The organism is Bradyrhizobium sp. SZCCHNR1017, from assembly GCF_032381375.1.
Classification (GTDB): Bacteria; Pseudomonadota; Alphaproteobacteria; order Rhizobiales; family Xanthobacteraceae; genus Bradyrhizobium.
In genome coordinates this window covers 665,739-678,770 of the sequence record NZ_JAUHIR010000001.1, presented here as the reverse complement: position 1 = coordinate 678,770, position 13,032 = coordinate 665,739, and the positions used below count along the sequence as shown (strand labels likewise).

6 protein-coding genes are annotated in these 13,032 nt (G+C 64.0%); 3 read left to right on the top strand and 3 right to left on the bottom strand.

Annotated features, from left to right (window positions below; genetic code table 11):
• The first annotated feature begins 48 nt into the window (after positions 1–48).
• Positions 49–2,331 (top strand): FdhF/YdeP family oxidoreductase, encoded by a 2,283-nt coding sequence (locus QW863_RS03195; RefSeq protein WP_315711825.1) that lies wholly within the window; start codon positions 49–51, stop codon positions 2,329–2,331.
• Between the two features lie 14 nt (positions 2,332–2,345).
• Here QW863_RS03195 and QW863_RS03190 read toward each other — a convergent pair whose 3' ends face one another.
• Entirely contained in the window at positions 2,346–3,839 is a 1,494-nt protein-coding gene (locus QW863_RS03190; protein ID WP_315712612.1) for an HWE histidine kinase domain-containing protein, read from the bottom strand.
• 13 nt (positions 3,840–3,852) lie between these two features.
• Positions 3,853–10,113, bottom strand: a complete 6,261-nt coding sequence (locus QW863_RS03185) for a HAMP domain-containing protein (protein ID WP_409977885.1) — start codon at positions 10,111–10,113, stop codon at positions 3,853–3,855.
• Positions 10,114–10,797: 684 nt separating this feature from the next.
• On the opposite strand from QW863_RS03185, the gene QW863_RS03180 reads away from it, so the two are divergent.
• On the top strand, positions 10,798–10,989 hold the full coding sequence (locus QW863_RS03180) for a hypothetical protein (RefSeq protein WP_315711826.1): 192 nt from the start codon (positions 10,798–10,800) through the stop codon (positions 10,987–10,989).
• A 171-nt stretch (positions 10,990–11,160) separates the two neighbouring features.
• On the opposite strand, the gene QW863_RS03175 is transcribed toward QW863_RS03180, so the two are convergent.
• Positions 11,161–12,174, bottom strand: coding sequence for an SDR family oxidoreductase (locus tag QW863_RS03175; RefSeq protein ID WP_315711827.1), 1,014 nt, complete (start codon positions 12,172–12,174; stop codon positions 11,161–11,163).
• Positions 12,175–12,641: 467 nt separating this feature from the next.
• On the opposite strand from QW863_RS03175, the gene QW863_RS03170 reads away from it, so the two are divergent.
• The gene (locus tag QW863_RS03170) at positions 12,642–13,010 is read left to right on the top strand and encodes a PRC-barrel domain-containing protein (protein ID WP_315711829.1); all 369 of its coding nucleotides are present in this window, start codon (positions 12,642–12,644) and stop codon (positions 13,008–13,010) included.
• Positions 13,011–13,032: the final 22 nt, after the last annotated feature.

The following is a 13,032-nucleotide window of genomic DNA, read 5'->3' as shown; positions in this document are numbered from 1 at the left end:
GCTGCTCATCCCGGGTTTGCCGCTTTTGAACAGGCCGCGGAGAGCGTCGTGAGCGAGAAAGCAAAAATCCAGGACTACAGGGCTCCGGCCGGCGGATGGGGTTCGGTGCACGCGGTCGCCAGCATCCTGACGCAGGAGGAGGTGACCCTGCTTGGCAGCGAGATCCTGTTGAAACAGAACAAGCCAGGCGGCTTCATGTGCGTCAGCTGCTCCTGGGCCAAGCCGGCAAAGCCGCACCCGTTCGAATTCTGCGAGAATGGCGCCAAGGCGACCGCGTGGGAAATCACCGGCAAGACAGTCGGACCGGAGTTCTTTGCTCGGCACAGTCTGACAGAATTGCGATCCTGGTCGGATCATCAGCTCGAAGAGCAGGGGCGTCTTGCTCATCCGATGCGCTATGACGCTGCGGCGGATCGCTATGTTGCCGTGAGCTGGGACGAGGCCCTTCGCGACATCGGGGCGGAGTTGAACAGGCTCGATCCACGCTCGGTCGTCATGTACACGTCGGGCCGGGCCTCGCTCGAGACGAGCTACATGTATCAGCTTTTCGGCCGCATGTACGGCACCAACAATTTTCCCGACAGCTCCAACATGTGCCACGAATCCACATCAGTTGCTCTGCCGGAGGTGATTGGCGTCCCCGTCGGTACGGTGCTCCTTGAGGATTTCGACAAGGCGGATTGCTTCTTCTTCTTCGGCCAGAACACGACCACCAACTCGCCGCGCATGCTGCATCCGTTGCAGAAGGCGGCACAACGCGGCGTGCCCATCATCACGTTCAATCCGCTGCGGGAGCGTGGGCTGGAGCGCTTCACCAATCCGCAAAATCCCATTCAAATGGTGCTGACGGGGGGAACGCGGATCAGCACGCAGTATCATCAGCTGCGCATTGGCGGCGATGGTGCGGCACTACTCGGATTGTGCAAGGCCGTGATCGAGGCGGATGATGCCGCGGTCGCGACCAAGAGCCCGCCCGTGCTCGATGTCGCCTTCATCGAGCGGCACACGTCCGGCTTCGAAGCTTTCGCAACCTGCTGCCGGCAGGCGTCGTGGAGCGATATCGAACGCTCCTCCGGCCTCACGCGCGGCGCCATTCTGGAGGCTGCCAAGGTCTACGCAGGCTCGCACGCCGTGATCGCCAATTATGGGATGGGAATAACCCAGCATCGGCATGGCGTCGAAACCGCGAAGATGATTGTCAACCTGCTGCTGTTACGCGGCAACATCGGAAAGCCGGGGGCCGGCATCTCGCCGGTTCGTGGCCATTCCAACGTTCAGGGGCAACGCACCGTCGGCATCTCCGAGAAGACCAAGTTGGTGCCGCTCGACAAGCTTGCCGAGCTCTATTCGTTCGAGCCGCCGCGTTGGGACGGTCTCAGCACGGTCGATGCCTGCCAAGGCATCATCAAGGGGGACGTCAAGGGCTTCGTCAGTCTCGGCGGTAACTTCCTGCGCGCCGTCCCTGAACGCTCGCTGATGGAGCCGGCGTGGTCGAAGCTGCGGCTGTCGGTGCAGATCGCAACCAAGCTCAATCGCAGCCACATCGTCCCAGGCGAGGTGACCTATCTGCTGCCGTGCCTCGGCCGCATCGAAATCGACCGGCAGGCAGGCGGAGATCAGGCGGTCTCGATGGAGGACTCCACCACCTGCATTCACGGCTCGCGCGGGCAGCGCCAACCCGTCGCAGAGACCCTGTTGTCGGAACCAGCCATTGTCGCCGGTCTCGCCAAGGCCACCCTGAAGCCAAATCCGCGCGTCGATTGGGATGCCTGGGTGGGCGACTACGCGCGCGTCAGAGACGCGATCGAGCGGACCTATCCCGAGCAGTTCAAAGACTTCAACAAGCGCCTGTTTGAGCCCGGCGGCTTTCCGCGGCCGCTTGGTGCCCGCGAACGCAAATGGAAGACGCCGACCGGCAAGGCGAACTTCACCGTGCCCAAGGCGGCGCTCAATCCGCCGGAGGAAGGCAATGGCGTTTACCAGCTGATGACCTTGCGCGCCGACGGCCAGTTCAACACCACCATCTACAACGAGGACGACCGGTTTCGCGGCGTCACCGGTGGCCGTCAGATCGTCTTCATGAACGCGAGCGACATGGCTGATCTGGGCATCAAGCAGGGCGAGCCGGTTCGGCTCTCGACCGAGGCCGATGACGGCGTGGAGCGCTCGCTGGGCGGGCTCCAGGCAGTGGCGTTCGACATTCCGCGCTACAGCGTTGCGGCCTACTACCCCGAATGCAACGGATTGATTCCGCTATGGCACTACGCGGAAGGGAGCAAGGTGCCCGCCGCCAAGTCGATCCCGGTCCGGATCTCGCGCGACATGGCCTGAGCTATCCGGAGCGGTCAGCCAGCAGCCCGTTGTCGTGCGTCGCCCGGCGCCGCCGTTGCGCAAGGGCTCGTGATCTCCGGCGGGGTCGCGCCGGGGCGGAGCGGGACGACCAGCCGGCACACCAATCCCTCGGGACGCCAGTCGAACGAGGCGCGCCCACCGAGCTGGCTTTCCACACTGGCCATCAGGCTGCGCGTGCCGAAGCCGCGCGAGGTCGGCGCGCGCACCAAGGGACCGCCGGTTTCAATCCAGATCAGATCCAGGCGCTCATCCTCGATGCTCCATTTGACCGAGAGATGCCCGGAGCGGACCGACAGCGCGCCGTATTTGGCCGAGTTTGTCACCAGCTCGTGCAGCGCCAGCGCCAGCGTCTGCGCGGTCGCAGGCTCAAGCTGCAGATCGACGCCGTCAAAGGCGACTTGGCCGCCGGTTGCATAGGGCGCGAGCTCTTCGGCCACCAACCTACCTATTTTCGCACCTTCCCAGCTTGATAGCGAGAGGATGGTGTGAACGCGGGCCAGTGCGCTGATGCGCCCCTCTACCGCGTTGACATAGGTCTTCACGCTGTCGGCTTTGGTCAGGCGAACGATCGACTGAGCCAAGGTCAGCGCATTCTTGGCACGATGATCGACCTCGCGGGTCAGCAGGTTCTGGCGTTCCTCGGCGCGCTTGCGCTCGGTGATGTCGATCGTGACCCCGCTGACGCGGACCACGCGGCCGGTCCTGTCGGTGGTCGCCGCGGCCGTTCCCACGCACCACCGCTCTTCGCCATCGGGCCGGTGGATCCGGAACTCAGCCTCATACGACGTCGCGCCACGGCTGAATTCCGCGACCACCTGGCGGGCGCGCTCGGCATCCTCCCGGTGCAGCAGCGCCATGATGTTCACGGTGTTCAGCTCGAAGTTCTGCGGCGTGACGCCGAAGATGCGGTACTGCCCCTCGTCCCACATCCAGTCGCCATTGACACCGTCCCAGTCCCACGAGCCCATCCTGCCGGCCGCGATCGCCATGCTCCGACGCTGCTCGCTCTCGACGAGCTTTGCTGTCGATCGCTCAAGCTCGGCGGTGCGGGCCCGTACCCGGTCCTCCAGCTCAAGGTTCAGATGTTCCAGCTCGCGTGTCTTGCGATAGAGCTCGGCAAAAACCTTGATTTTGGCGCGCAGCACCTCCGGCACGACAGGAACCGGCACGTAGTCGACGGCGCCCATCTCATAGCCACGAAGGCGATCGAAGTCGCTCACCTGGATGGCGGAGATAAAGATGATCGCAATCTTCTGGAACCTCGGATGCTCACGGATCATTTGCGCCAGCTCGAAGCCGTCGAGCTCAGGCATGCAGACGTCGACGAGAATCACCGCGATCTCGTTCTTCAGCAGAATTTCGAGCGCCTCGCGACCAGACGTGGCGACTACGAGGTTTTCGCCGAGTTCCTTCAGGATGACCTCGTAGGCCAGCAGCTTCGCCGGCTGATCGTCGACCAAGAGGATGTTGACCTTCGCATGTTCCATCATGATGAGCCGTTCAGCGGTGCAGCCACATGCGGATCGCAAGAAGCAGCTGCTCGGTGTTGACGGGTTTTGCCAGATAATCGGAGGCGCCAGCTTCGAGACACTTTTCGCGGTCTCCCTTCATGGCTTTCGCGGTCAACGCGATGATGGGGAGCCGGACGAAGGCGGGGTTTTGCCTAATGACGCCGATCGTCTGATAACCATCCATCTGCGGCATCATGATGTCCATGAGGACGATCGCGATCGCGGGATTGCTCTGCACCAGGTCGATCGCTTCGCTGCCGGTGGTGGCCGTCAGCACTTTCATGCCGCGGCGTTCCAGCACGCTGGAAAGAGCAAAGATGTTGCGGGCGTCGTCGTCGACCAGCAGCACCGTCTTGCCGATCAGATCCTCGTCGGAACTGTTCAGCTTCTCGAGCATGCGCTGCTTCTCGAGCGGCAGTTCCGTAATCACGCGGTGAAGGAACAACGACGTCTCGTCGAGCAGCCGCTCCGGCGATTCCACGCCCTTGACGACGATGCTCCGCGCCATCGTATGCAGTTCCGCATCCTCTTCGGCCGACAATTCCCGCCCGGTGAAGACGACCACCGGAACGCTCGACAAGAACTCGTCGGAGCGCAATTGATCGAGCACGTCGAACCCGCTCATGTCGGGCAGCCGCAGATCGAGAACCACGCAGTCGCACGGTGCGCTGCGCAGCGTCTCGAGCGCCGCAGCTCCCGTATCCGCCGCGATGATCTCGATGTCGTCGTGATCCAACAGCTGGCGGATGCTGAGCTGCTCGGCCGCGTTGTCCTCCACGATCAGCAGCCGCTTGCGTCGCGGCTTCGCGTATTCCTTGATCTGCGACAGGGCCGCGCTGACGCCTTCCGTTGTCGTGGGCTTGCTGACGAAGGAGAAGGCCCCACGCGCCAAAGCGTGCTGGCGGTCTTCGTCGAGCGTGATGATCTGCACCGGGATGTGCCGCGTCAGCGGATTATGCTTGAGCTGGCTCAGAACGGTCCAGCCGAGCATGTCCGGCAGGAAGACGTCGAGAGAGATCGCGGCCGGTTGATACTGTTTGGCGAGATCCAGCGCCTCGGCGCCGCGGCTGGCGGTCAGGACCTTGAAGCCCCTGTCGCGCGCGAGGTCGATCAGGACGCGCGCGTAGTGTGGATCGTCCTCGACCACGAGCAGGATCGTATCGCCGGGTTCGAGATCGAGACGATCGTCCGGCGGGGGCTCGATCCCGCGCTCTGGCGCGGCCGCTTGCTGTAGGGCTGGAGGTTGAACGTAGGGAACGGGCGATGCCGGACTGACGCGCGGCGCCGTTGCGGGACCTGAATATTTGAGCGGCAGATACAGCGTGAAGGTGCTGCCCTTGCCGGGGGCGCTCTTGAGGTGGATCTCGCCGCCCAGGAGGTTGGCGAGCTCGCGGCTGATCGCGAGCCCGAGACCAGTGCCACCATATTTGCGGCTCGTGCCGGCATCCGCCTGCTGGAACGCCTCGAAGATCAGCTTCTGCTTGTCTTGCGGAATGCCGATGCCGGTGTCCGAGACTTCGAACGCGATCACGGCCGGTGCCGTGTTGAGCACCGGATGTTCTGCGCTCCATCCGCCGAGCGCCGCAGACACCTTCAAGCGCACCCCTCCTTCGGCGGTGAACTTGAAGGCGTTCGAGAGCAGATTCTTCAGCACCTGCTGCAAGCGCTTGGAATCCGTGACGATGCTACGCGCAAGGTTCGGGTCGACGTCGATGTTGAAGGCGAGCAGGCGATTTTCCGCCTCGTGGCGGAACGGACGCCCCACGGTCTCCAGGAGGTTGGTGGTGAGGATCTCCTCGGCATCGACCGTCACGGTGCCGGACTCGATCTTCGAGAGATCGAGGATGTCGCTGATCAAATTGAGCAGATCGGTGCCGGCGCCATGGATGGTGCGGGCGAACTCGACCTGCTTGAGGGTGAGATTGCCGTCCGGATTCTCGGTCAGCTGCTGGCCGAGGATCAGGATGCTGTTGAGCGGCGTGCGCAGCTCGTGCGACATGTTGGCGAGAAACTCGGACTTGTACTTGGACGTCAGCGCGAGCTCGGTCGCCTTTTCCTCGAGCGCGCGGCGGGCCTGCTCGATCTCCTGGTTCTTGCGCTCGACCTCGACGTTGCGCTCGGCGAGCTGTTGCGCCTTCTGCTCGAGCTGCTCGTTGGTCTGTTGCAGCTCGCGCTGCTGGGTCTGAAGCTCCGCGGCGAGCTGCTGCGACTGCTTCAGCAGTCCCTCGGTCTGCATCGTGGCTTCGATCGAATTGAGCACGATGCCGATGGAGTCGGTGAGCTGCTCGAGGAACGTCATCTGCGACGTCGTGAACGGACTGAGCGACGCCAGCTCGATCACCGCCTTGACCTGGTTCTCGAACAACACCGGCAGCACCACGAGGTTCTTAGGGACGGCGCGGAGCAGGGCGGAGCCCACGGGGATGACGTCGGATGGGATCTCCGAGACCAGCCGCTGGCGCTTGTCGATCGCGCATTGCCCGATCAGCCCCTCACCGAACTGGACGTGCGTCCGGTGAGGATAGATGCCGTCATCGGCGTATGAGGCGAGCAGGCGCAGCTGTGGCGCGGACTCGGTCTCGACCTGGTAGATCACGCCGCGGTGGGCGTTCACCAGCGGCGTCAGCTCGGTCAGCAGCAGGCGGCCAACGGTGGTCAGGTCGCGCTGGCCCTGCAGCATGTTGGTGAACTTGGCGAGGTTCGTCTTGAGCCAGTCCTGCTCGGTGTTGAGGTCGGTGGTGAGCCTCAGATTGGTGATCATCGTATTGATGTTGTCTTTGAGCTCGGCCACCTCGCCGCGGGCATCGACCTGGATGGAGCGGGTGAGATCGCCCTTGGTCACGGCGGTCGCGACCTCGGCGATGGCGCGCACCTGGGACGTCAGGTTGGCCGCGAGCAGGTTGACGTTGCCGGTCAGGTCCTTCCACGTGCCGGCCGCGCCGGGCACGTTGGCCTGGCCGCCGAGCCGGCCCTCGACGCCGACCTCGCGGGCCACGCTCGTCACTTGGTCGGCGAAGGTCGCCAGCGTCTCCGTCATGTTGTTGATGGTGTCGGCGAGCGCTGCGACCTCGCCCTTCGATTTGACCGTGAGATTCTGCTTGAGATCGCCGTTGGCGACGGCGGTCACGACCTTGACGATGCCGCGGACCTGCTCGGTCAGGTTCGCGGCCATGAAGTTGACGGTATCGGTGAGGTCTTTCCAGGTGCCGGCAACGCCCGGCACCTGCGCCTGTCCGCCGAGCTTGCCTTCGGTGCCGACCTCGCGTGCCACGCGCGTCACCTCGCCGGCGAAGGCGTTGAGCTGATCGACCATGGTGTTGATGGTGTTCTTCAGCTCCAAGATCTCGCCCTTCACGTCGACGGTGATCTTGCGCGACAGGTCGCCGCGCGCCACTGCCGTGGTCACCTCGGCGATGTTTCGGACCTGCGTGGTCAGATTGGCCGCGAGCAGGTTGACGTTGTCGGTCAAATCCTTCCAGGTGCCGCCGACGCCGGGCACAACGGCCTGGCCGCCCAACCGGCCCTCGGTGCCGACCTCGCGCGCGACCCGCGTCACTTCGGCCGCGAACGAGCGCAACTGCTCCACCATCGTGTTCAGGGTGTCCTTGAGCAGCAGGATCTCGCCGCGCACGTCGACCGTGATCTTCTTCGACAGGTCGCCCCCGGCGATCGCGGTCGCGACCTCGGCGATGTTGCGGACCTGCGCGGTCAGGTTCGAGGCCATGAAGTTGACGCTGTCGGTGAGGTCCTTCCAGGTACCTGCGACTTCGGGCACCTCGGCCTGGCCGCCCAGCTTGCCTTCGGTGCCGACCTCGCGCGCCACGCGCGTCACCTCCGATGCGAAGGCGTTGAGCTGATCGACCATGGTGTTGATGGTGTTCTTCAGCTCCAGGATCTCGCCCTTCACATCGACGGTGATCTTGCGCGACAGGTCGCCGCGCGCCACCGCCGTGGTCACCTCGGCGATGTTGCGGACCTGCGCCGTCAGATTGCCGGCCATCGAGTTGACGCTGTCGGTGAGATCCTTCCAGGTGCCGGCGACGCCGGGCACGTTGGCCTGGCCGCCGAGCCGACCCTCGGTGCCGACCTCGCGGGCGACGCGCGTCACCTCGCCCGCGAAGCGGTTGAGCTGATCGACCATCGTGTTCAGCGTCTCTTTGAGACTCAGAATCTCGCCGCGCACGTCGACCGTGATCTTGCGCGACAGGTCGCCGCCGGCGATGGCCGTCGCCACCTCGGCGATGTTGCGCACCTGCGCCGTCAGATTGCCGGCCATCGAGTTGACGCTGTCGGTGAGGTCCTTCCATGTGCCGGCCACACCGGGCACCTCGGCCTGGCCGCCGAGCTTGCCGTCGGTGCCGACCTCGCGCGCCACGCGCGTCACCTCACCGGCGAAGGCGTTGAGCTGGTCGACCATCGTGTTTAGCGTCTCCTTCAGCTGAAGGATCTCGCCGGAGACGTTGACCGTGATCTTCTTCGACAGGTCGCCCTTGGCGACGGCGGTGGCGACCTCCGCGATGTTGCGGACCTGGCCGGTCAGGTTCGAGGCCATCGAGTTGACGCTGTCGGTCAGGTCCTTCCAGGTGCCCGCGACGCCGCGCACCATGGCCTGGCCGCCGAGCTTGCCCTCGGTGCCGACCTCGCGGGCGACGCGGGTCACCTCGCCGGCGAACGCGTTGAGCTGGTCGACCATCGTGTTGATGGTGTCCTTCAGCTCCAGGATCTCGCCGCGCACGTCGACGGTGATCTTCTTCGACAGGTCGCCGTTGGCGACGGCGGTCGTCACCTCGGCGATGTTGCGGACCTGCGCCGTCAGGTTCGACGCCATCGAGTTGACGCTCTCGGTGAGATCCTTCCAGGTGCCGGCAACGCCGAGCACGTTGGCCTGGCCGCCGAGCCGACCGTCGGTGCCCACCTCGCGCGCCACGCGCGTGACCTCGCCGGCGAACGCATTGAGCTGGTCGACCATCGTGTTCAGCGTCTCCTTCAACTGAAGGATCTCGCCGGAGACGTTGACCGTGATCTTCTTTGATAGATCGCCGCTGGCGATGGCGGTCGCGACGTCGGCGATGTTGCGGACCTGTGCCGTCAGGTTCGACGCCATGAAGTTCACGTTGTCGGTGAGATCCTTCCAGGTGCCGGCAACGCCCGGCACCTGCGCCTGGCCGCCGAGCTTACCCTCGGTGCCGACCTCGCGCGCCACGCGCGTCACCTCGGATGCGAAGGCGTTGAGCTGGTCGACCATCGTGTTGATGGTGTCCTTCAGCTCCAGGATCTCACCGCGCACATCGACCGTGATCTTGCGTGACAGGTCACCGCGGGCGACCGCAGTGGTGACGTTGGCGATGTTGCGGACCTGAGCGGTGAGGTTGCCGCACATCGCGTTGACGGAGTCGGTGAGGTCCTTCCAGGTGCCGGCAACGCCGGGAACGATGGCCTGACCGCCGAGCTTGCCGTCGGTGCCGACCTCGCGGGCCACGCGCGTCACCTCCGACGCGAACGAGCGCAGCTGGTCGACCATCGTGTTGATCGCCTCCTTCAACTGCAGAATTTCACCACGCACGTCGACCGTGATCTTCTTCGACAGGTCGCCATTGGCAACCGCGATCGTCACCTCCGCGATATTGCGGACCTGGCCGGTGAGGTTGTTGGCCATCGAGTTGACGCTCTCGGTCAGGTCCTTCCAGACGCCCGTGACTTCGGGAACCTGGGCCTGTCCGCCGAGCTTGCCCTCGGTGCCGACCTCGCGCGCCACGCGGGTCACTTCGGACGTGAAGACGCTGAGCTGCTTGATCATCGTATTGACGATGGTCGCCGACTGCAGGAACTCGCCGCCCAGAGGCCGGCCATCGACATCCAGCTTCACGGTCTGCAGGAGGTCGCCTTGGGCCACGGCGGCGACCGCGCGAGTCACCTCGCGCGTGGGCCATAGAAGATCGTCGATCAACGTGTTGATCGAGCTCTCCATATCCGCCCAGGAGCCGCTGGCGATGCCGAACCGCACGCGCTGGCGCGTCTTTCCCTCGCGTCCCACGACCTGGCCGACGCGCTCGAGCTGCTGCGCCATCCGCTCGTTGGCTGCAATGATCTCGTTGAACGTGTCAGCGATTTTGCCGTCGATGCCGAGATAGTCGCCGCTCATGCGCACGGAGAAATCTCCGGAACGCATGGCCTGGAGGACGCGGAGCAGATCCTGGCTGGCATCGGCCGCCTCGACTCCGTTGCCGTGGCGACCGAACCCCTGGCGCATGGGCATCGCACCGGCAGCAGCATCATCGCTCATCAAGTTCCCCCAAGTCAGAATCGTCTACCATCAAGAATCTGAGACACTTATGACGGGCGGCATAGAAGCCGCGGCAACTAATCAAATCAAGCCGGGAGGCCGATTTCTCCGGCTGATGGAACCGGCATTTGCCGGCACAAATGGCTCAACTCCACTCCAGGCGGAACGTTCCAGAATTCTTTTTCTCTCTTGCGAGGATGAGCCATCCCTTTCCGGAACCAAGCCAGAGATTAGCCTTCGCTGGTCGTGCCGAGGGGTTACGAGAAGCACGATTCTCAACTCAGTGTCGTGGCCGCCTTCATGGTCGTCCACCGCCAAGTCCCGCGGCCCGGGAGCGACGGGCGATGCGCCCGCCAGTTCCGCAACGCTCCGACCGCAGCGCAGCAAGTAGCGGGTGCAGCGGGGACCTCGTTGTTCGGAGCGCGGGATGACAATGCAGTCCAGGGCTGCGACGCGATCCCGAAGGGGAAGAGGTCAGAGAGTCAGCAAACCACGGCAGAGCGTTGTGATGCTCGGTCTCACGACCATCTTGCAACTTGGAACAGAACGTACTGCTCCCCGCTTTCGATAGAGAACTGCCGACAGTTCCATGATCATTAATATCGTGTAACACGATTGCATCGGCGCGCGGCGCCCACCAGCTAAATTTGTATGAAACAATCAGATCTTTTCAGAGAGAACGCGGACAACTGCCTCCAGCTTGCGGAGCGCACGCAGGAAGAGCCGGCCTTCCGGCGCTATCGGCGCATGGCCCAGGGCTGGAATGCGCTCGCTCTCCAGCAGGACTGGCTCGACGGCGAGATTGCGCCGCTCGGCGAGCCGAAGGCTGCGCGGCACGAGTAACCAATTAGAATGCAGGAGCGTCCGATGACCCCACGAACGATTCTCATTGCGCTACTGACTGCGTTCAGCTTGGCGTCGGCTGTCGCTGCGTTCACAACGATCCGTCAGGTGCATACGGAAGCGTATTCGCTTCCGCAGCCTGTCACCCGCATTTGAGCGAGGCGGGCGGCTTCAGGGCTGCCCGGACCCTCCCGAAGATCCATAGACCTGCCCGTTGGCGTAGCTCGCGTCCGCAGCGGCCAACTGGACGTAGATCGATCCAAGCTCCACCGGCTGGCCAGGACGACCGAGTGGAGTCTGACCACCGAATTTTTCGAGTTTCTCCATAGTGGCCCCGCCTGAGACCTGAAGGGGCGTCCAGATCGGCCCGGGAGCGACGGCGTTCACGCGAATGCCCTTCGGCCCGAGCTGTTTGGCCAGGGACTTCACGTAGTTCATGGTCGCCGCCTTGGTCTGCGCGTAGTCATAGAGGTCGGGAGAGGGATCGTAGGCCTGCTCGGACGAAGTGCCGATGATGACCGATCCCGGCTTCAGATGGGGCAGGGCGGCCTTGATGATCCAGAACGGGGCATAGATATTGGTTTTCATCGTCGCGTCGAACTCTTCGGACGAGACATCCAGGATCGACTGGCGTGCCTGCTGCCGCGCGGCGTTGTTGACGACGATGTCGAGTCCGCCCAGCGCTTCGACGGCCTGTTGCACCAGCCGCCGGCAGAACTCCTCGTCGCGCAGATCGCCGGGGATGGCGACGGCCTTTCGCCCCTCGGCCTCGATCAATGCGATGACCTCCTGCGCATCCGGCTCCTCGGTCGGGTAGTAGTTGATCGCGACGTCGGCTCCTTCCCGCGCATAGGCGATGGCGGCCGCGCGTCCCATGCCGGAATCGCCTCCAGTGATCAGCGCCTTGCGCCTGGCGAGACGCCCGGAACCCTTGTAGCTGGTTTCACCGTGATCCGGCCGCGGCGACATCTTGCTCGCAAGACCCGGCCAGGGCTGCGATTGGTGTTCGAACGGCGGCTTCGGATATTTGTCCTTGGGGTCCATGAGCGGTTCGGGCGGGGTTGAATTTGCGGCCATCGTCTCGCGTCCTTTCGCTGTTGCCGAGGTCAGCGATGCGGCCGCAAGTGTTGCGGTGCCTCCGACCATCTTGCGGCGGGACATCGACGTTGTGCGATCGCCTGCCATGCGGTGTCTCCTCTCGAGGGACGTGGTCAACGGCCTGAGACCACCAACGTTTCATTTGGATCTCTGAAAGCACCGTGTCGCGCGCCAGATGCACTGGTCGGCTCTGCGGCCGGTTGGCTCAGGGAGGAACGAACAGGCGCGGACCGCGTCGTTTTTGATCTAATCGGAGTGGCGTCGGCACTATCCAATCCGACGCCCTTCGTGGATCACCAACCAAGGAGAGCCATCCGATGGCGCAGCAAGGCCAAGGCATCGTCAGGACAGGACGCGGGGAGGATCAGCCCGCCGACAAGGAGCGTGCGCAGCAGGTTCATAGGACCACATCTCCCGATGCTCCGTCCCGCGAGGCGACACGTCATCCCGAGCAGGACAGTAACCCGTCGGAGGGTGACTGAGAGCCCTTCAGGCCCTTGGGAACGGCCGGTGACGGCCGAACGTTATCGATCCACTAGCACCGGGAGGATCACATGACATCGATGCTCGATGAACGCGAATATGGCAACCTGATTGGAAGCGACAAGGTCGAAGGCACGGCCGTCTATGGCGCCGATGACACCAAGATCGGCACCATCGAACGTGTGATGATCGACAAGCCGAGCGGGCGGGTCTCGTATGCCGTCCTGGGCTTCGGCGGTTTCCTCGGGCTTGGCAATGATCACTACCCGTTGCCCTGGCAATCCCTGAAGTACGACACGCGACTCGGCGGCTACGTTACCGGCGTGACCGAGAACCAGCTGCGGGGCGCGCCGAAATATTCCGACGAGCGCGAGTGGGACTGGGGGGATGCCGGGGCGGGGCGCAAGGTCGACGACTATTACGGCGTCCAACTCGCTTAGGACCGTCGCCCTCGTTCATTGC